This window comes from Streptomyces sp. NPDC101393 (assembly GCF_044767385.1).
Taxonomy (GTDB): Bacteria; Actinomycetota; Actinomycetes; order Streptomycetales; family Streptomycetaceae; genus Streptomyces.
On record NZ_JBIWNU010000005.1, the window covers coordinates 499919 to 522927 of the forward strand.

The following is a 23009-nucleotide window of genomic DNA, read 5'->3' on the forward strand; positions in this document are numbered from 1 at the left end:
GGCGTTGGGCAGCGGCCCCGTCGAGATGTACGAGGTGCTCGACCGCGAGCTGGCCCCCGCCGCGTCGCTGACCGGCGGCCTCCAGGCCCGGGAGCCGGGTGCCGACGATGTCCAGAGCCTGTCCGGAGGCATCGTCCTGCCGCACCTGGCTCTGGCCTACGCCGGCCGCTTCTCCCCGCAGCTCGGCAGGACCGGCGCGGCGGTCCGCGACTGGGGTCTGGACGAGCGGCGGGCCGATGCGATCCGCCTGGTGCTCGGTCGGGACGGGTCCTCGCCGAAGACCGAGCCCGCCGTGGTCCGGCTGGCGTCCGACACGCTGCTGAACCACCTGCCGCCGGTCGGCCGGGACGTCTACCTCCGCCTGCACGGCGACCCGCGGTTGCGCGTCGGCAGTGAGATCGCCTTCGACGGCTGGTTCGGAGGCCGTCTCGCCTTCTCGGACGCCCTGAAACTGGCAGCCACGGACCCCGAAACCCTGGTCCGGGTCAGGCGGTCGACCGCGCGCGACGTCACCGGCCTGACGGATGACGGGCACCCTCTGGCGCTGTACCCCCCGTACGCGGCCGCCGTCCGTGTCGACGGGGAGAGGGCCTACCGCCTCCCCAGCGGCGCCGAGTTGCGGGTGCTGGACGCGCACGAGGTGACGCCGGTCCCCGAGGGGCGCGTGCGGTGGGGCAAGGAGTCCGTGCGCCGCCACGACGTGGTTTCCGAAAACGGCCGGGAATGGGTGGCGACCGGGTACTTCACCGCAGCGGGCGCGGCGCTGCGGGAGGGCGCGATGCGCGTCCTCCACCTGACGGGACGCCTGAACCAGTGGAGCCTGGACGAGAACGGGCAGCCGGTCGCCAAGGAGTACCGGCTGCCCATCCCCAACCCGGGGAAGCACCACCCCTTGACGTTCGTCCTGGGCGGGCACGGCGGCTCGTCGGACGAATCGTTCGAACAATTGGAGCGGTTGACCCCCGTGCTCCAGAAGGCGGGGCGCACTCATCTGGTCAGGATGCGCTGCGGTGACGGCCTCGCCCCGTATCCCGATGCACGGCTGGATGAGCTCACCAGGAAGCCGAAGGGGTCGAAGGGGCCGAAGCTGACGGTCATCGACTTCCTGGGCAGGCAGGCCGGCAGGCTGGTGCCCCTGCGCCCGGACGGGGTCGGGGGCCTCGTCCCCGTCTGGGACGCGCTCTGGGACGCCGACGGCAACCCCATGCCGGTCGCCATCTACGAGGACGGCACCCACCGGCTCTTCCCGGGGCCGAACGACTACGGTTCGCCCGTCGCGGGTGTGGAGCCCCCGGCCGAGGCACTGATCAACTCCCCGGCCGGACAGGGCAGTTCCTCGGGCTCCCGTGGTCTCGCGCACCGCCCGCGCCGGGCCGACGACTCCCGCTCCGTGCCGGCGCGGGGCGGGAACGCGCGGTGGCAGCGGCAGGCGCGGCGGGCGGTCAACGGGGCTCCCCGGGTGGAGCAGGAGGTGTGGTTCGCCCAGCCGCTCTCCCCGCAGGACGGCAAGTCCCACGGCGACCTGGGGGTCGGACAGGGCCTGACAGTCCCCGTGCTCCCGCGGGTGTGGGGTTCGCAGGAGGAGGCGCAGCGGGAGGCCGGCCGGGACGGCGGCGCCGGCGAGTGGGTGCTGGTGCGGGCGCCCGGTTCGGCCGCCCGTGACACGGGGATCGTCGCTCCGCACACCGGTTGGCGACTGCTGCCCCCCGTCCTTCCGGGCCTGCGCATCACCGACATCCAGCACCCGTCGGAGGACCGGCCGCTGCCGGTGGTCACGGTGGAGGACCCGAAGTGGCCCGAGGCCGCCGGCGCGTGGGGGGCGGACCGGGTGCGGTCGCGGTCGTTCCGCGACGGTGAGGTGACGGCGTACTTCCCCGACCCGGCCATGCGGGTGCGGGCGGGCGGTCTCGCGAAGACGCCGGAGATCACCAAGCTGTTGGCGTGGCAGGAGATCGCGGGCTCGAACGGTCTGACCCTGAAAGCGAGTTCGCAGTACTCGTTCGTTCCCGGTCTGGGCTGGTCGTACGTGTCCGGGGACGGGCTGCGGGTGGGCGACCCGGTGACGGCGCTGGAGGCGGCGGCCAGGGCGGGTTCCGAGGTCACCGGCGTCTGGCTCGACGCCTGCGGTGACGGGACCCGGCCGGTGGACCCGTCGACGCTGGTGGAGGCGTCCCAGCGGTCGCAGCGCAGGTTCCGCAGGTTCACCGGTCGGATGGCGGTGACGCCGGACTCGCGCGAGTCGGCCGGGTTCCGCCGCGACCTGCTGCCCGACGCCCAGGGCAGGCCCACGGCGATGCAGACCTTCTCCCCGGACGGGACGTGGGAGGAGCTCACCGCGGTCGGGACCGGTTGGCTCAAGAAGGTCCACCAGCCCGACGGGACGGTGGAGGAGTTCCCCCTGACCGGCGGGAGCGGATGGAGCGTCGGCACGGAGACCTATCCCGCGCCGGAGTTCGTCAACGACATGACCCCGCAGTCGGTGCGGGAGGCGGAGGAGTGGTGGCGCTCCGAGGCCCTGGCGGCTCCGGCCGTGTCCCTCACCTCGGTGCTGCGGACCGCTCTCCGGCAGCAGCCGGACCTGCACTTCGGTGAGGACCACGCGCTCCTCATGGACGAGCTGCGCGGCGGGGTGTTCGACGGGATCGTCGGACCGGCCGCGGCGCGCGCCGTCCGGCAGGCGTTCCCGGGCGGGAATGCGCGACAACAGGCGGGTTCCGCGGGGCACCTGGCCCGTTTCGGCCAGGCGTACGAAGACCGGCTGCGGCAGGTTCTGGGCACGAGGACGCCCAGGGACTGGGAGGTCGAGGCTGAGGAGGCAGCCCTGGAGGCCCTGCGGGCCCTTCTCTCCGGCGCCCCGGAGACCCCGCTCTCGGAGGAGGAGTTCTGGGGTGAGCAGGGAGAACCCGAGAAGGACCACTTCGCGACCGCGGTCGCCCGCAACTGGCCCCGGCTCTCCTCCACGCGCCGGTTCCGCCGCACCGGAATCGCGCCGGAGGACGAGGCGGACCTGAGGGCGCGGGGTTTCTGGCTCGAAGGCGACCAGAGCAGCGCACGTGCGGACCGTCTCCTGCAGGCATACAGCATGCTCGGGCGTCCTGAGGAGGAGGCCGAGTCCTTCCTGCGCAGGATCGCGAAGGCCACGCTGGGCAGGGGGTTGGGCAGGACGTCCCTGTACCAGTTGGCCCTCGCCACCTACCGGGCCGGCGTCGGGGACACGGCCGGACTGCGTCGAGTGATCACGGGCGGTCCGGCGGCGCTGTACAGGTGGGCCTCGGGTGAGTTCGGCCTGGGCAGGTCCGCGGGCCTGCCCCACCACGCCTTCTACGGCACGCACGTCGGGGGCCGGGAAACGCTGGACCGCAACAGCCAGTACATCGCCTCGCAGCACGAGCTGAGCCCCCTTGAACTGCACGCGTTGCGCAGCCTCCGGGACCTGCACCTCGTGCTGGACGAAGAGAGCGGCCGGCACGTGTACAGCGTCACGACCGCCGTGCGCCAGGAGATGACCTCCGAAGCGCTCCGGAGTCTCCCGGCCCTGGAGCAGGAGGTGTGGTGGCACGGCCCGACGGCGGCGTACGGAGCGGGGCAGACCCTGCGATTCCACACGTTCCCGCGGGTGTGGCCCTCGAAGCAGAAGGCCCTGGAGGCGTGGCAGAAGCTCGGCGCTGAGGACCATGTCCTGTTCCGGGCCCCGGGCCTGCTGGCACGTGACGCCGGGAGCGTGGTCCCGCACCTCGGTCTGCGCTTCCCCGGGGACATCCCTCTGCGGATCACCGGGGTGAGTCCGGCCGTGGCAGGTGAGCCGCTGCCCGTGGTGACCCTTGAGAACGGCCTCCAGAGCCGGCCCGAGTCCACCGGCGACTGGGCACCGGACCGGATGCGCAGGCGGGACCTGTACGACGACGACGGCCGGCACCGCGGCAGGTTCTACTTCCCGGACGGGCCGTGGGCCCTCCGCGAGGCGGACTACCCGCACGTGTGGCGGGCGACCAACAGCCTCAACCTGAAGCCCGAGGTGCAACCGGACGGCCGGGAGCGCTGGCTCGGAAAGCGCCCCCGGCTGCCCTTCGACGCCGGCAGGGCGTTCTTCACCGGTGGACCCGGTGACCAGCTCGGTGCGCACGAGGTGGTGCTCCGGCAGGCCGCGCTGGCGGCGCACGAGGCCGGCCTGACCGACGTATTCATGCTGGCGTGCGGAAAGGCCGTCAGCGTCGACCCGAGTGCGTTGTCGGACGTCGCCGAGGACTACGACGTCACGCTCTGGCGGGTTCTTGAGGAGGGGGCCCTCACCGAGGACGTCAGCGAACCGGGCAAGCGCCTCATCGCGCTGAAGCCGGACGCCGGTGCCGGATACCTGGAGGCCATCCGTCCCGACCGAGGCCAGATGCGGTACCGCGCCGGTGAGGACGGCTGGGAGCCGGTGCCCGCCGAGCAGATCCCGGACGCGCGGCTCTGGAACGACGGTATGCCGAGCGGGCTCCGGGCCGCCATGGAGGAGACGGCGCAGTGGATGCGGGCGCTGGAGGAGGAAGAGGCGCAGGAAGGGGTGCCCACCGGCCCCTGGGCCATGTTGCGCCCGGACGCGGACCAGCGGACGCGCCGGCTGTTCCAGCGGGCGCAGCGCGAGCGGCAGCGTGAGGCGGCGCGAGCCGGGTGGGAGGAGCGGCGCGCGCGTCGTGCTTGGACGGCGTACGGGGAGCAGCTGACCGAACAGCACGTCGCGGACGGCCGCATCGGGGAGTTGCTGGCCTCGCGGGGTGAAGCGGCGGTGCGGGTGCCCCGGTTCACCGTGGCGGCGCTGGGTCCGGTGTACCGCGACCCGCGGTACACGGAGCTGGCCCGGGCGTACGAGTCGGCGTTGGCGCGGGCCGCGCGTACGGTGCCCGCCGCACATGAGGTGGCGCTCTGGGCGAAGGGAGAGCTGCTGGACAAGATGAACGCCGTGCTGGGCGGTGACCTGACGGAGGCCGACCTCTTCGAGCCGGGGGTGGACGACTTCGAGGCGTTCCCCGCCGCCGTGGCGCGTCACGGGCAGACCCTGATGCGGCTGGTGTGGGACGTGCCGGGCTTCGTCCATGCCGAGGTGTCGCAGGCGTTGCTGGACCGGGGGTTCCTCCTCGGGGAGAACAACGTTTTCTGGAACCTGGTCTTCCGGGTCTTCGAGGAGCTCGACCCGACGCCGGAGCAGTGGGACGCGTTCCTCGTGGCGACGATGGGCCTGATGGGCCCGGAGGCGCACCGGCCCAGCCTGCTGCAACTCGTGCGGTTCTCGGGATACCGCGGTTTCGGGCCGGTGACCGGGGTCGGCGAGGGCATGCCGTCCGACAAGGGCGTGCCGGGAGGCGAGGCGGCCTCGCTGTACGAGTGGGCGCCGACCCGGCTGCACGGCGTCGATCTCGCGCGCTTCGCCTCTGAGGTGGGCCTCGACGTCGTGCCGCCGCACCTGAGGCTGCTCGGTGTGGAGCGCCCGCAGTGGGACGACGCCGTTCGGGCCGCCGCGGACCAGGGACTGTCGGTCTCGCACGTGGCGGCGCTGACCAGCGACGACGTGATGAGCGACGAGCTGGACGAGGACGACCCCCTGACCGGTTTCCGGCAGGAGCTGGCGTACGCGGCGGCGGATCGCCTCCCTGTCTTCGAGGGCCCCACCTGGCGTGCGCTGACCGTCCCGCGGCGCAGGATGAACCGGTGGGCCGTCGGTTCACGGTGGCCCGACTCCGGCTACCCGGACATGTACGGATCCCCGCAGGAGGCCATGGACAGCCTCAAGCCGGGCCGTCCGGACTCCGTGGTGGCGATGGTCCGCATCCCGCCGGGTCCTGCCGTCCGGGACGGGCGCGGTCTGGGGATCGGGCTGCGCGGGCTGCCGGAGGCCGCGTTGCGCTTCACCGAGATCCGTGAGGTGCCGGGCTCCGGGGTGGAGGTGACGCTGGAGCAGGAATCGGGGGCGGCGGAGGCCTGGGGCGTACCCGGCGGCTGGACCAGGTCGCACCGCCTGCTCGACGAGGACGGCCGTCCCTTCGTCACCGCGTACTTCTCCGACAAGGACTGGGGGGTGCGCAAGGACACCTACCGGGCCCTGCCGTACTCGGAGGATGGCCGGCGGTGGACGACCTCGACGCAGGGTGGGAGGAAGCGCTTCTACAGCGCCGACTTCGACATGCCGTTCGAGGAGGAGCACCGGCTCTTCGAGGCCGGGCACGGCGGCCGGATGGGCAGCGCGGAGAACAGGCGTGCCCAGATCATGAAGTCGGCCCGGCAGGCGGCCGCGAAGGACGTCCAAGAGATCGTCGTCATGGACTGCGACGACGACCCGGGGTTCCAGTCCGTCGCGGACGCCACGCACGTGACGATCCACGTGACGGGAGGGCGGTACGCACCGGCCCCGGAGACGGAGCCGGGGACCGTGGGCCTGCACCACCTGCTGGAGGACGCGGACGGACGGCCGACCTCCGTCCACACCTACCGCTCCGGCAAGCCCATGCAGGTGACCCCGGACCCGGACGAGCCGCAGCAGTGGGTCGAGCGCAGCCCCGAGGAGTACCCCCACGCGCGCTACGTCAACTCCGGCAACCCCTCGGCCCCCGACGACCTGGCGCACCGGCCGGAGGCCGCCTCGGACCGCCGGCTCCGGTTCGAGGCGGCGGACGACTCCGGGCACGGCACGACGCGTTCCGGCAGGGTGCGCCGTCCTTCGCCCGCTCCCTTGCGGGGGGCGGACCTGTCCGAGGAGGAGTCCGACGGGTCCGGCGGCGAATCCGAGACGTCCAGCGACTCCGAGGTGTCCACCGACTCCGAGGCACCGGCGCCCGGCGCGCGACGGAGGAGGGCCAACGCCCCGGCCATGACGGGTGACGCCCGCACGCCGCTCTACCCGGACTTCTACGCCGCCCCCGAGTTCGCCGATCTCTCCCAAGGCTATGAGAACGCCTTCGGCGAGCTGCTGGGCCGGACCCGCACGGCCGCCACCGGAGCGCGGTGGCTCGTCAGGACCCTCCACGACCACCTGACCAAGCACCACGGCTCGACGGAGGACGCGGCCACCGCGTTCGGCCTGCCGGCCCAGCAGGGCAGGTCGGCCGCCGAGGTGCTGGCGGAGCTGTTCCGCGCGGACCCGTCCGCCGACATGGTGTCGCGGCTCGTGCGCGCCTTCGAGACCGCCGCCTATGCCCACACCGCCTCGCCCCGCACGCTGTCCCGCCTGTGGCAGGACCAGCCGGAGCTGAACAAGCACCACCTACCGACGGACGCGCCGGTCGAGCAGCCCTGGACCGACGCGGAGCACGCGGAGCTGACCGGACGGCGCGGCCTGCTGCTCGGCGACGGCCCGGACGCGCACACCGAGCGGCAGTTGCAGATCGCCCGGGCACTCGGCGCCACCGAGCGGGAACTGCGCCTCGCCCGCGACGCGATGCTGGTCCGCAACCTCCACGGCAGGGCCGGGAACGGGAGCCAGGACGAGAGGGCCGGCCGGAAGCTCCACTCGGCCTACGAGGTCCTGCGGGCGGCGCATGCCGCGGGCGTGAGCGACGACATCGACCGGGACCCGTCGGTCGTCGATGCGGCCGGGTTCCACGCCGGGCTAAACGCGGTGTACGCGCCCCAGGAGCACCGGGCGTACGCGACGCTCGACGCGGAGACGCAGGACCACCTCGATCTGCCCCACCGGGTGATGTACCAGCGGGAGGCGTGGAAGGACCCCGAGGACCTCTGGGAGGACCCGGCGCAGGAACGGCGGCGACGCGAGGCGTACCTGCGGTGGCTCGCGCTGCACGGCGCTCAGGGCATGCTCCGGGACACCCTCTCGGCCGAGAACATGGACGCGCTCCTCGGCGTGCGCGGGAACCGTCCGCTGCTCGACCCGCGCCACGCCCAGGACGACCCTCGGTCGCGGGAACTGCTGCGGAAGCGGCTCGACGAGCTGGTTCGCGAGGTGCATGCCGCCCCCGACGAGCGCTCCTACCCGCAACTCCTGCTGCGCGACCCGCAGTTCGGCCGGCTCGTCACCTCGGGCGGGAGTCTGGCGGAGCTGCGGGACCGCGCGGCCGAGCTGGCACCGCACATGGGTCCGAGGATCCGTTCCTACCTGTCGATGCTGACCGAGTCCCTGGCGAAGCTGCCGATCAGCCCATGGGAGTTCCGGACCGAAGACGTACCGGGGCCGCTGCGCGGTGACCGGACCCCGGTCCCGGGCAGCACGATCACCGATTCCGCGCCGGCGGCCGGAACGGTGAGCCGGGAGTCGGCGCTTGCCGACCTGCGCCCGTCCGCCGGGACGCACCCCCGCCTGGTCGAGGTCCTGGGCACCACCGGGCGGGACATCTCGCCGTTCGAGGACCACGCGCAGGACGGGACACTGCTCCACGCCCGGGAACGCACCCTGAGCGTGCGGGAGGTGCGCTTCGGGGTGCACCTGCGGGGCGGCCGGGCGTACGAGCACGTGGTCGCGGAGGAGGAGCTGCGCCCGCTCTCCGACGTGGTCTGGGAGCGGGAGACGCCCATCCGGACGGTCGCGGACCCGGACACGAACGCGGTGTTCCTGTACGCCGGCCACCACACCCATGACTGGTGGTGGAAGGACTGGCGGTCCAAGGACGCCCTCTTCCGGCAGGCCGGGCACCACCGGCTGGCCGACCAACAGGCCCGGCCCGCCGGCCCGCGGGTGCCCACCCCCTGGGCCGGGGACCCGCACGGCACGCTCGTGGTCTCCACGCACAGCGACGGGCGTCACTTCCGCTGGGGCTCCCAGGTCCTGGACGGTGCGGGACTGGGCCTCGTGCTGCGGCAGGAGATGGCGTACGCGGGTACCACCGGGCGGTGGCGGCGATTGGCGGTCATCTCGTGCGCGGCGGCGGCCGAGCGGGCCGACGGCCGCGCGACACTGGCCCAGACGCTCGCCGACCACGCGCGCATCGAGACCGGTGCTCCGAACGTCCCGGCCCTCTTCCTGGACGAGGAGAACCCGCTGGGCCTCCTCCCCACACCCGGCGGACCGGAGCCGGCTCTGCGGAGCATGCGGCCCCGGGACCGCGCCGTCATCGACGCCGAACTGCGTCGCGCGCTGCGCCGCACCGCGGAGTGGACGCCGCTGGTGCGCGAGCTGTACGGCACACCGGAGTTCCAGACGGCGGCCGAGACCTACGAGCAGGCCCTCAAGGAGGCGCTGGCGCAGCGGCCCGCCGTGCGGGGTACCGCCGGGCGGGCGCTGCTGGCGGCGGTCACCGAGTCGGGCGACGCCGGATGGCGGTTCGCGGTCGCGTCCGCACTGGAGCTCGCCGGCGACGCGAGCCCGGAGGCTGTGTGGGCCGAGGCGGCACGCTGGGCGGCGTCGGACTCGGGCCACGGCGTCGAGGACCTGCTGCGCGTCTTCGCGACGGCCGTCACCCACCCCGAGCGGCTGCCCCGGGACACCTCGGCGCAGGACTCGCCGGCACACCGGGCATGGCTGCGAGAGCGCGGCATCCCGGGCGGCAACGCGGAGGCGCCGCTGGTGACCACCCTGCTCGCCAAGCACCGGGAGCTGACGGAGGCGAGCGACGCGGACCAGTGGCGCTTCCTGGAGGCCGCCGTCGCCGGTCTGCCGGGCGGCCTCCACCAGAAGCTGCGCGCCGCGCAGGACCAACTGGGGGACCTGGCCGGCTACTCCGACGTGCGGTACCGGGCGGCGACCACCGCAGACGCCGTCGGGCTGTACCTCGGCGCGGACGAGCTGTTCCGGCCGCTGGAGTCGGCGACGGGCGCGGACCTCACCAAGCGGCTGCGTCTGCCGCACGAGGTGGCGTACGAGAGCGACCCGCGGGTGGCGGCCGAGGCCGCGGCCCTGACCGCGCGGCAGCGGGGCGGGCTCAGCGCCGCCCACGCCGTGGCCCTGCACCGCGTCGACGCGCTTGCGGACGTGGGCGCGGCCGACCCGCTCGACCTGGGCATGTCCGCGGAGGCGCTGAGCCTGCTGCCCCCCGTCGACGACACGGTGTGGATACCGGCGCTGCTGCCGGGCCGGCCCGAGGACGCGCTGCACGAGATCGCGGTGCCGGAGTACCAGCAGGCGTGGCGGGACCGTGCGGCGGCGGTCGCGGCGCTGCGGCAGATGTGGGCGGAGGAGAGCACCGCCGACACCCCGTCGCAGCAGCCCCACGGTCAGGGCCGGACCGAAGCCGCCCCCGGGAAGAAGCCGCTGGTACCCGCACCGGAACGCCTGTCGAACTACCACAAGACCATGGCGGGCGGGGAAAACGACGCCCTGAAGGTGAAGAAGGCCACCGGCGTGCTGGCGCTGGAGGGCAGGGAGCCCCAGGCGGGTGCACGGCAGTACGAGCAGACGTCCGCCGACTTCGAGGAGGCCACGGGCAACGCCGCAGGCGGGCGCCCCGTCAAGGGCGGCAAGTTCGCCAACCTCTTCGGGAAGGACGCCCAGGGCAAGAGCTTCGCGGTCCTGATGGAGAACTACCGCGCCAAGGAGACCGCGCACCCCTACACGGCCAGCGAGGCGTTCCTGCACCAGTGGGCCGCCCACCAGAAGAGCGACGGCCTCAGCGACAAGAAGGCCGGGCAGGAACTCGGCAAGGCGTTCCGTCCGGACGACGTCCCCGACAGGCTGCCCGACCACTTCTACCGGCAGAACATCTCCGGTGACGCGGCCAAGGCCGCGCTGAAGGACGTCCTGGGCGACAGGAACCGCCTCGACTTCGACGCCCGCGACACCGGTGACGCCGCGGTGAGGAAGATCCTCGCCACCGACAACGGCAAGAGCACCGCCAACATCGTCCGCACCTTCAACGACCTCAAGGGAGGCGAGGACGGCGGTGGCGGGGTGCGGATCACCACCGGTTCCGTCATCAGGGACGACAACGGCAACCTCCACCTGCGCCTCGACACCGGGCCGAAGACGCCCGACACCGGGCCGAAGACGCCCGACACCGGCAAGGAGCGCTTCCCGGTGCTGCTGAAGGTGCCGCGGTCCACGGCCCCCCAGGTGCCCGGCACACAGCGGGTCCGCTACCCGGTCGAGACGATCCTGCCGGTGGCCGGGCGCGAGGACGGCGACGGGTTCACCCAGCTGTCACTGACCGAGTCCGAGCCGGTGGTGCCCTCACCGCGCACGCTGGCCCCGGCCACCGTGCCGCACGGCCTCGCCCCCCGGACCGGAGCGATGCCGCGGGACGTCCGCAACTCGCAGAACGGCTCCTGGGTCGGCATGTCCTTCTTCGACGAGCGCGACCACGCGCGATGGGCGCCCACGCTGGCCCAAATGCCGCAGATCAAGGAGTTCACGGCCCTCGACAGCGTGCTGAACGGCTCCCTCACCGCCTCCAGGTGGGAGATGCCGACGGCAGGCGGCCGCTCGTCCTACGGGGGTGGCCACGGTCTGCCGAGCGAGCGGGACCTGAGCGCCTTCGCCGAGGAGACCCGCGCCCGCGGCTTCCAGCGGATGACGCTCCTCTCGTGCACCACGCCCGGCCAGGCGGTGCTGAGCGCGCACCGGCTGCGGAAGCTTGTCGCCCGCACCGGCCTGTGGGTCGACTACGTCCACGGTCGGGTCTCGTTGGTCAACGGCGGCGTCATCCTGGACGTCGGGGCCTCCTTCGTGTCCCTCCGTCCGGGCGATCAGGCCCCGACCGTGACGCCCGTCAGGTGGCTCGGCCGCTCCCCGCAGCCGCCGCGCTACCCCGCGCCCGAGGACTGGAACGGCCCCGCGGACGACGAGGGCGACACCGACGTCCCACGCTTCCCCACCCTCGTGGACGACGCCCGGAAGGCCGCCCCGGACTACGAGACGGCCATGGGACACGCGCTGTCCGTCGGCCCCCGGCTCGGGCAGGAGGTGCGGGCCACCGTCGAGAACCTGCACGGAAAGCTGACCGGCATTCTCGGCAGGTCCGACGCCGACGCGGCGTTCCTGGCGCCCGGCACGGACCCGTCCACCGGCATGACGCACCTGCTCGGGCCGGACGTCCGGCTCGACGAAGCGGTGCAGGCCCTGGCGCGGGCCACCGAGTTCGCCGCCGGCGACCAGCGGGTCCGTGCCGCAGGACTCCACCTCCCGCCCAGGCCGGCCCCGCGCCCCCACGACGCCGCCACCGCCACGTACCTGGAGAACCAGCTCGGGCACCGGCTGTCCGGCAAGGGCCGTGCCGTGCACATCGGGTGGCTGCTGGCCGCACAGCGCGAGCTGGCCGTCCCCGACGCACAGCCTCTCGCGCTGCGCGAGGCCCTGATCGCCACGGAACTGACGGCACCGGACGGCCACTCCTTCGCCGAGGCGCTTGCCGAGACCCAGCGGGCCGGCGCCTGGGAGCCCGCGGTCGAACCCGCCGTGGAAGACGTCTCCGCCGACCGTCTCCTGCCCTGGGCCGACGGTTACTTCAACGTCCTGGGACGGCTCGGCGAGGCCCCCCGTATGACGCAGGACGAGAAGGAAGACCTCGTTACCGAACTGTGGGAGTACCCGCACCGCCAGGCGTACACGGCGCTGGCCGCCCAGCGGGGCCTGGAGGAGGTCGCCGACGACGCGACCGCGGTACGGCGCTGGCTCGACTGGCACCACGCCCCCGGCATACCGGAGTACAACCTGCGCCCCTCGCATCTGGTGGCCCTGAACCTGCTGGAGGGCGACGGGAAGCTCGACCCCGTCGACGCGGAGATGGCCGCGGAGGCGCTGGAGCTTCTCCCGGGCTGGCACGGCCCGTACCGGCAGGGCCTGCGGATGCTCCGGCCCCCGCGCACCAGGCAGCAGTTCTCGCTGTCCGGGCTGGAGACCGGCACCGCGGACCGGGAGGCCGCCGTGCACCGGGCCACCGGGTACGCGAAGGCGAAGAAGCCGGGTGCGTCCGTCCTGGTGGACGTCGCGGAGGCGCACGGCGCACGCAACGACCCGTTCGTCGTGGACCGCCTGACCTACCCGCGCCGTGCCGGTTTCGTGGCGCGGGACGTCAGGTATGCCGTGGACGGGTCGAGCGGGACGCCGTTCTGGCACGTGCTGGCCGACGAGGTCCTCGAACCGCTCGCCGCGGACGGGTGGGACCGCCCGATCATCACCCGCGACCTGACCGCCCCGGATGGCAAGTGGCTCGTCGCGACCAGCCTCACCTCCCTGGACTCGCTGACAAACGGTGACCGCGTGTGGCGGGAGGCGGCATCCGGCAGGTCCGTCTCGCGCTACGACGCGGAGACCGACACGGAGGAGAAGGACGCCCAGCGCCTCGCCACCGGCCACCGGCGCACGCTGCGCGTCATGCACGGCAACGACGAGTTCCTGATCGTGCCCTCGCGCCACGGCCACATCTTCGTCACCGGCAGGGACGACGGCCACCACCTGCGGCGGCTGCTCCCGGAGTACGGCTTCGCCCTGGACACCCAGCTGTTGCTGGTCTCCTGCCAGGCGGCGCGCCCGCGGGGGGCCGGCGTGCCACTGCGGGCGCGGGAGGAGGCCGACGCGAGCCTGCGCGTCACGCTCGGCTCGTCGACGATGATCGGCCCGACGACGGACCGCGGGAAGCCGGCGCGGCTGGTGCTCTTCCGCGACGACGAGGAGCCGAACCCGGAGCTGCTCACCTTCGAGCCCCGGGACGGCGCCACGCCGCTCCAGCGGTTCCCCGCCCGGCGGCGTGGTCAGACATCACCGGACCCGGTGGCGCAGGCGTGGTGGCACGGCCGTCGGCCGGGCGTGCTGCTTCCCAAGGACGCGGGCACCGCGCCGACCGACACCCTGCACGAGGTGTGGGTCCCCGGCTCCCACGAGGTGAGGCTGGACCGACAGACCGCGCCCCCGAGCGAGCCCGTCACGTTCAGCGGCACGCCGGACCACGCGGTGCTGTACCACGTGGTCGGCACCCTGGTGCACAAGACGTCCGGTGCCCCCGGCGACAAGCACCGCGCCCAGTACGCCTGGGACCGGATGCTGGATGTCGTGCTGCGCCAGCTGGTGCGTGATCCGGCCACCGGTGGGGTCTACGAGTACGTGAGGTTGAGTGACCCGGAGGCGGTCGTGGCGCCGTCGCCGGAGCCGTCCGAGGATCTGAAGGTCCGGGACATCGTGCGAGAGGGCAGCGACTGGTTCGGCTCCGGTTTCGGCGGGGCGTGGGGCGGCACGTCCTACTACACGCGGTCGGACCAGGACCTGCGTGCCGGGGCGCTCTCGCGGCTGCACCAGCTGTCCGAGTACACGGAGTTGAGTCGTGAGGCGGCGGGGCGCCGGCGGGGGGTTCAGCGCAAGCTGGCCATGCCCCAGGGGACGGCCTGGTTGGGCGGACACGGTGAGGCGGTGCCGCGCCGTGTGGTCGAGCAGTTCATGGAGAGGGCGGTGGACGAGCGCCGTCCGTCGGTCGCGCTGCTGCCGTGTTCCACGCAGGCGTCGCTGGTCGAGTCGGCGCCGTGGTTGCAGCGGATGGCCGACACCCACCATCTGGAGGTGTTCCGGCCCAAGGGCGAGACCGCGCTCGTACCTGGCGCGGATGAGGCCTCGGGCAGGCTCCGGGAGGGGGAGCGGGACCGGCTCTTCCTGGGCGAGGACGTCTACGGCCGGCCCATTCAGTGGGAGAGGTTCGCGCCGGGCGGCTCCGGCCCGGTTCCGGTCGACGCCCCGCTGGTCGAAGGTTCGGCGCCGCCCGCGTTCTACCCGGCGAAGGAGTTCTGGAACAGCCCCGGCGACGAGGCCACCGACGTCCCGCGCTTCCCCTCCCTCGTCGACGAGGCGCACGAGGCCGCCGCCGAGTACGAGCAGGCCATGGCTCGCGTGCTGTCGACCAGCTCCCGCCTGATCCAGGAGGTGCAGCGGGACATCGAGGCGCTGTACGACAGGCTCCGCCAGGCCCTGGGCAGCAAGACCGAGGCGCGTCGCGCGTTCCTGCAACCGGGCGTCGAGCCGCGCGGCGGCATGGCTCATCTCCTGGGGGATTACGTCCAACTCCGCGTCGCCCTCGAGGCGCTGGAGCGCGCCGCCGAGATGGCCGCGTCCAGCCCCGTGGTGCGGCGTGCGGGCCTCCGGCTGCCGCCCAGGCCCGCCGAGCAGCCGTACGACGCGGCGACGGCCCAGCGTCTGCGTGCCCTCGGCCATCGCCTCACCGGTGACGGCCCGCCGGTCGCCGTCGGCCGGCTGCTGGACGTGCACCGCGCGCTGAATGCCCCCGACGGCGACCTGCTCGCCCTCCGGGACGCCGCGGTCGTCGGGCAGGTGCAGGCGGGGCGTTCACTGGGCGAAGCGCTGGACGCCGCCCAGCAGGCCGGTGTCCAGGAGAAGGACGTCGAACCCACCGTCAGGCACACCTCCGCCGACCGCTTCCTCCCCTGGGCCGACGGTTACTTCGACGCCCGCGGACTCATCACCTCGGGGCGGTTGCCGGCCGGGTCGACGCTTCCCGAGGACGTCCGCACCCTGTGGGAGCTTCCCCACCACCGGGCCTACGTCGCGGACGCCACCCGGCGAGGCGGCCGGCCCGCCATGTTCGACCCGGTCGCGTACGAGCGCTGGCTGGACTGGCACCACGCCCAGCAGACCCTGGACGAGAACCTGCGCCCCGCGCACCTGACGGCCTTGGAACGGCTGGAGAACGTCCCGGTGGCGGAGCTGCACCCGGCCGACGCGGAGATGGCGGCGGAGGCGCTGGAGCTTCTCCCGGGCTGGCACGGCCCGTACCGGCAGGGGCTGCGGATGCTCCGGCTCCCGCGCATCACGCAGGGGTTCTCCCTGTCCGGGCTGGACTCCGGCACCGCGGACCGGGAGGCCGCCGCGCGCGAGGCCATCGGGCACGCGGATGCGGCGGAGCCGGGTGTGTCCGTCCTGGTGGACGTCGCGGAGGCGCACGGCGCACGCAACGACCCGTACGTCGCGGACCGCCTGACCTACCCGCGCCGTGCCGACCTCGTGGCGCGGGACGTCCGGTCGGCCGTGGACGCCACGACCGGCCGCCGGTTCTGGCACGTGCTGGCCGACGAGGTCCTTCAACCGCTCGCGACGCAGGGCTGGAACCGTCCGATCGTCACCCGGCACCTGGTCGACGCCGGCGGCCGGTGGATCGTGGTGTTCAGCATGGGCGCGGGCGACGTGCCGGCCCAGCGCGGCCTGGCGTGGGCGGAGGCGGGAGCCGCGGAGTTCGTCTGGCACGGGGACCAGGTGGGCGACGCCACCGAGGGCCCGGTCCAGGCCATGCCCGCCCACGGCCGACGGGCCATGCGGATCGGCCACGGCAACGCCGACATCCTGGAAGTGTCCTCGCGCCACGGCCGCATCTTCGTCACCGGCCGGGACGACGGCCACCACCTGCGGCGGCTGCTCCCCGCCCACGGCTTCGGGCTGGACACCCTGGTGCAACTGGCCTCCTGCGAGGGGGCGAAGCGGCGGGGTGACGACGTACCGGTGCGCGCGCAGGAGGAGGCCGACGGCAGCCTGCGGGTCACGCTCGGCGCTCCGGTGCTGATGCGCGCGCTCGGCGGGGACCAGGCAGGGAACACCGGCCTGGTGCTGGTGCGCGACTCCGAGGAGCCGGACCCGCGGCTGTTCACCTACGAACCCGGTGACGAGGGCACCGCATGGGAACGGTCCCGTGCCGCCCGTCGCCGTTGGCTGGGCCGCCCGGAGACCGCGGAGGCATGGTGGGCCGGCCGACTGCCGGGCGTGCTGCGCCCGGAGGACGCGGGCACCGCGCCGACCGACACCCTGCACGAGGTGTGGGCCCCCGGTTCCCACGAGGTGACGCTGGACGCCCGCGCCGCGCACGCCGCCCTGCGGAGCCCGGCCGACGGCGGTGTGCAGGACCACGCGGTGCTGTACCACGTGGCGCGCACCTCGGTGCACCGGGCGTCGGGCAAGCCCGGCGAGCACCGGGCCCGGTGGGCCGAGGACCGGATGCTGGATGTCGTGCTGCGCCAGGTGCGCCGCGACCCGGACACCGGCCAGGTCTACGAGTACGTGCGGCTGAGCGACCCGGAGGCGGTCGCGGCGCCGAGTCCCGGCCCGTCCGAGGGCTTGGAGGCCCGGGACATCACGAGGGAGGGCAGCGACTGGTTCGGCTCCGGTTTCGGCGGGGCGTGGGGCGGCACGTCCTTCTACACGCGGTCGGACCAGGACCTGCGTGCCGGGGTTCTCTCGCGGCTGCACCGGCTCTCCGCGTACACGGAGTTGAGCCGTGACGCGGCGGGGCGCCGGTGGGGGGTTCAGCGAGAGCTGGCCATGCCCCAGGGGACGGCCTGGCTGGGCGCTCACGGCTCGGTGCCGTGGCGCGTGGTGGAGGAGTTCATGGAGCGTGCGGCGCGCAAGGGCCGTACGTCGGTGGCCCTGCTTCCGTGCTTCGAGCCGGTGTCGCTGGGCGAGTCGGCGCCGCGGGTGCAGCGGATGTCCGACACGTACCGGCTGACGGTGTTCCGGGCCAAGGGCGACACCGCGGTCGTGCCCGGTGACGAGGACGCCTCGGGTGGGGCCCACAAGGGCGAGCCGGACCGGCTCTTCCTGGGCGAGGACGTCTACGGCCGGCCCATTCAGTGGGAGAGGTTCGCGCCGGGCGGCTCCGGCCCGGTTCCGGTCGACGCCCCGCTTGCCGAGGGCTCGGCGCCGCCCGCGTACTACCCGGCGAAGGAGTACTGGAACAGCCCCGGCGCCGCCGGGTCGCAGGAGCCGGGCAGCCGCTCCACCGGCGCGGACGATGTCCTCACGCCGCGCTTCCCGACGCTCCACGGCTCCGCGCACTACGAAGACCTGAGCCAGGACTTCGAGCGCACCCTGGGCAGGGTGCTGGCCCAGGACCGCGACGTTTTCAGGGAGGTGGCGGACACCCTTTCCGCGCTGCACAGCTGGTACGCCGACGAGTTCGAGGAGATGGCGGGGCCCAAGAGGGAGATCAAGGGCGGCGGCTCCACCGCGGCGGCAGCCCGCTTCTTCGCCGACCCCCGGGTCCGCGTCCCCGCGAGGGAGCAGTACCTCGACCTCATCGACCCGGACTCCTCCCTCGGGCTCACCGAGCGAATGCAGGCCCTGATCAGGGCCGCCTACAGCAACCCGAAGTATCCGGACGCCCTGGCCAGACTCTGGGACCGCAAGCCGGAGCTGCGGCCGGAGGGCATGCCGGACCGGCCCACCGCGGAGATGCCGTACCCGCGCCTGCCCAGGCCCAGGAACGAGGACGAGGCACGGCAGCGGGACGCGTTGCTCCGGCAGCGGGACGAGTGGGACCGCCAGCGGGTGGAGTGGGGCCGGGAGTACGGGGTCCAGCTCTCCGCGCACGGACACGCCCACACGGCCGAGTGGCTGCTCCGACTGCGTGCCGTGCTGCCGGTGCACGACGGCAACCCGTGGACGTTCTTCGAGGCGGTGCTCGGGTGTGAGCTGCTCCACCACAGCCTGGCCGAACTCATGGTCGCGGCGGCGAACGCCAAGGTGCCGGGCGTGCCGACCGCACCGATGGACGCCGCACGCCTGCACACCTGGGTGCTGGGGAACCTCGACCCGCGCCGACTGGCCGTCACCGACGCACTCCACGAGGAGTTCGGACCCGGCACGGACGCGTGGGACGACCTGCGGCTGCCGCACGAGAGGTGGTACGCGGAGAAGGCGGGCCGACTCGCCCCCGCGGTGCTGCGGAAGGCCGGGGACATCGCGAAGCTGCTCGGCCTGCCCGGCACGCCCGCGCACACCACCGGCGCGTCCCTGACCGGCCCGGAGTGGCGGGAGCGGCGGGCGGCCCGGCTGGACCACCTGCGCGAACACGGCGGCGCCTGGCCGCTGGACAACCTCATGCCCGGGCACGTGCTGGGGCACTACCTGGCGACCGGCCCCGACCACCTGCTGCTGCGGGCACGTCTGGCCCACCCGGCCGTCCCCGGCCGGCCCGACCCGGCCGTGCCCGAGCTGCAGCGCATCGCCCGCGACCTCGTCCGCGAGGCGTACGCCGGCAAGGGCGCCCACCAGTACCCGCTTCTGCTCCAGGGCAACCCGTCGTTCGCCGACCTGATCCGCGACTTCCACGAGGAGTCGCAGCAGGGCCGGCGAACGGGGGTGCAACGCGAGCGGCAACTCACCCGTCTGGAGGCCCGTGCCGACGCCGTCATCGCGGACATCGCAGCCGACCTGACCGGCTACGCCGAGCTGGCCGTGGAGGCCGCCGCGATGGCGCCGAAGCGGCGCGGCTGGGTCGGCTGGTGGACCCAGGAGCCCGGCTCGCTGCGGAACCCGAGCACGTACAGCACCGTGGGCCTCTCGCGCCACGTCCGGCAATCCCCGCTGGACAAGGCGACGAGCTCCTGGTCCGCGGCGCTCGCCGACATGCCGGAGTCCGGGAAGATGCTGGACGGCCACCACGCCGTGCTGTGGCAGATGGAGGACTCCGAGTTCCACGACGTCGGCCCCACCGCGTTCCATCCGGCGAAGGGCTCCGTGCTCACCTCCCGCCCCGGCCGCCTGGAGATCCGCGACATCACCTCCTCGATGGATCTGCGCACCCGGCGGCGTTTCGCCGTCGTCACCCTCCGGTCCGTCGACGAGCAACCCTCCCGCCGCTGGGACGCCCTCCCCGCACCGATCACCGTCGAGGACCGCCGCCTGGGGCTGAGCTTCCTCGACGCCCGGGGACGCGCCGAAGTCGCGGAGGACTACCGCGACTTCGGCGACATGACGAAGTACCGGGTCTGGAACGTCGAGGGGGACGGCACGGTCAAGACCGCGAAGGTCCCGGAGCCGGAGGCACGCGAACTGCCCTGGAACGCGGCCGACGTCGGTCTGGTGGACGTGCGCACCACCGACTCCGGCGCCATGGTGGTGCCGACGCCCTACGGGCCGAAGAGCGAGAGCCCGTACCAGGTGGGGCGCGAGGCGCGGCGCTGGATGAGGGCCGCGGGGGTGCCGCAGGACCTGCCGATCGTCCTGCTCGGGGGCAGCCCCGGCGCGGAACGCCACGGGGCCGACGCGGTGGCGCAGAGCTTCGCCGACGGGAGTGGCCACCGGACCATCGGGTCCACGACGAACTCCTGGGTGCAGCCCGCGACGGGCTCGGCCGAGAAGAGGGCCAAGGACGCCGGGGTGACGCTCAAGGAAACGGAGCTGGTGCTGGAACGGCGGCACCCGCTCGCCCCCGAACCGCGACTGGCCGCCTTCGACCCCCGGGGCCGGGATACCCGTCTGCCGGTGTCTCCCTCGCCGGACCGCGACCAGGACCGGTTCGTCCACTACTACGGAGGCGGCGACAGGGCCAGGCTCAAGGACTGGATGGAGCGTGCCAAGACCTACGAGGGGCGTCTCAAGGAGGCGCTGAACGGCCCCGAGGCGCTGGCCGCCGCCCGGTACGCCGTGCGGCTCGCCACGGTCAAGGCGCCCAGCAGGTCGGCGTCCGTCTCCCAACTGGTGGCCGAGTTCTTCCGCACCGTCGCACCGGACCGGCGGATGAAGGACTTCGACCGCCTGCCGCTGTCCGCGGAGCCGCTGGCGCGGTGCAACGACCGCGGGATCCGCGCGCTGTCGGAGACCACCGAGCTGCCGGAGCTGCTGTTCCGCGAGTTCCGTGAGCTGGTCGGCGACGACATCGAGAAGCTCGAAGCCTGGCGGCTCGCGGTCTTCGCGGCCCTGCTCGGCCCGTACTCGCTGCACGACCTGCTCTCCGCGTCGCTCCGCGCGGACGTGGGCTTCGGCGGGCCGGCCGACGAGGCAGCCGTGTTCGGCTACGGAGCTCACCTGTACAACTGGGCGGACCGCTACCTCGACCCCGTCGGCAGGGACACCGGCCACTCCCCGGTCCACTACGCCACCCCGCAGGAGCTCCGCTACCTGGAGCGGGTCGCCTGGCTCAGCTCCGAGGTCACCGGGGGCCCGGCGGTGCCCAAGGGCATCCGGGAAGTCCTCACCGGCAGGAACAACGCCGACGAGGAACGGCTCGACGCCTTGGAGGACTGGCAGGAGCGTCACGGCGGCCACCCGCTCGACCACGCGCGGTCGGCGCATCTCACGGCGATGTACCTGGCCACCACACTCGACGCGAAGCTCTACGACGAGGTGGCCGAGAACGGGCAGCTCGACGCGACGGGCCTGGTGGACTTCCTCAGCGACCTGGTCGACAGCCGGCTGGATCGACGCGAGACCGGCTTCCCCTTGCTGCTGATGCGGGGCGAGGTGTTCCGGGAGACGGCCCGCAAGCTGCGCGGCGCGTACGCCGGGGGGCGGGCCCGGACCGCGGACATCAAGAGGTACGAGAAGCGGCTGCTCGACGAGGTCGACGCGCTCCGCGGGAAGAGGGCGCAGCGACTGCTCAACGAGGTCCACGAGCACCTGGGCATGCTCGCCGACGGCCTGCACCGGCTGCCTCCGTCCGGCGAGGACGCGTTCTTCTTCACGCACGAGCCCGGGGAACTGGACGGCGAGCGCGGCGACGCCGTGCCGGGTGGCGCGGAGCTGCTCTGGATGCCGCAGTTCCAGAAGGTCACGCTGGACCCGAGCGTGGTGGACATGGCGGTGCCGGTCGTTGGCGGTCGCCACCGGACCCTCAACCGTGTCCTGCGGTCGAGTGCCCCGGACATCTCCTTCGCGGCTCACCGCCCGGAGCGGGCGGAGGCGCTGTACCCCCGCGCGACGGCCTTCGAGGTCGTCCGACGGGTGGTCATGAGGGACGCGCACGGCCTGTACGAGCTGCGCGAGCTGCGCGAGACGCACACCATGCCGGAGGGCGCCGCCCCTCCGGTACGGCGTGCCACCGAGTCCGCCCCGGGCGACTCCACCGGCGACTCCCGCTTCGAGCACCTGGGGGACGAGCCGCTGCCCCGGCGTTCCGCCGGATCGACGGGCCGCCGGCAGGGGCCGAGGCCGCAGCCGCAGCCGAGGCCGCAGCGCCGCAGTACGCCGGGGCACGGGCCGGAGGCGGACGGGCCCGAGCGCGGGCAGGGACGCAGGCGTGCCTCGGGCCAGGAGCGGCCGGGACCGTCGCGCGGGCCGAGGGCCGAGGGACGGTCGGAGCCGTCGCGTGGATCGAGGACAGGGCAGCGGGGCCCGCGTGCGGCGCGGTTCGAGCAGTGGTCGCAGCAGTTCGGGTACGAGTACGGCCCGGGGCACGACGGGGGACCGGGGCCGTCGGGTCCGCAGGCGCAGCGGTTCGGGTCGGGACCGGAGGGGCCCGGCGAGGGGTTCGGCGCGGGCCAGGGCCCGTCGCAGCCGTACAGCTGGGCGTCCCAGCAGATGTACGACCGCATGCGGTGGAATCAGCAGACCCGGGAGTGGATCAGGTCCGGCCAGTGGCGTACCGAACGGCCGGGGGCCGGGCGCGGACCCGCGACCGGACCCGAGTTCTGGTACGCCTCGGGCGAGGAGCGATCGGGCAGGCCGGGGCCGAGCCGCGGCCGTATGCCGAGCCGGCCGTCCAGCCCCGAGCACAGCCCTGAGCCCGCCCCGAGGCGCCGACGTGCCGCGGGCCCCGAGTCCAGGGACGCCTCCGGGCCGCAGCGGACGTCGCAGCCGGATACGTCGCGGCCCGAGCCGCCACCGCGGTTCACCGACAGGCCCCTCTACGAGGAGCCGGAAAGCGGGACGGAAGGACCGTCGCCGTCGGTGCCCCGGCGCTCCAGCGAGTCCAGGGGACGTGCGCAGGAGCCGAGGCGGCCGGCGCAGCCGCAGCCGGAGCACCGGCCTGAGTCGAAGTCGGAGCCGAAGCGGTCGTCGGAGCCTGAGGCTGGGCGGTCGTCGGGGCCGGAGGTCGGGGAGTCGAGTGGGGAGCGTTCGGCGCGGGGGCCGGTGCCGGAGTCGTTGCCCCGGCGGCCGGCGCCGTATGGGTCGGTGTCTGAGGCGAAGTCTCAGCCGGAGCCCCGGCCTGAGTCGAAGCAGTCGTCGCAGCCGGAGTCGCGGAGGGCGTCCAAGGCGAAGTCGCAGCCTGAGTCGAAGTCGGAGTCGAAGCGGTCGTCGGAGCCTGAGGCTGGGCGGTCGGGGCCGGAGGTCGGGGAGTCGAGTTGGGAACGTTCGGCGCGGGGGCCGGTGCCGGAGTCGTTGCCCCGGCGGCCGGCGCCGTATGGGTCGGTGTCTGAGGCGAAGTCTCAGCCGGAGCCCCGGCCTG

General features: G+C 73.7%; 1 pseudogene (cut by a window edge). It reads left to right on the top strand.

Features of this window, described 5'->3' with window-relative positions:
- Positions 1-23009 (top strand): annotated as a pseudogene (locus ACIRQ7_RS18955) (hypothetical protein) (its annotated part extends 29285 nt beyond the left edge of the window); the annotation flags it as partial.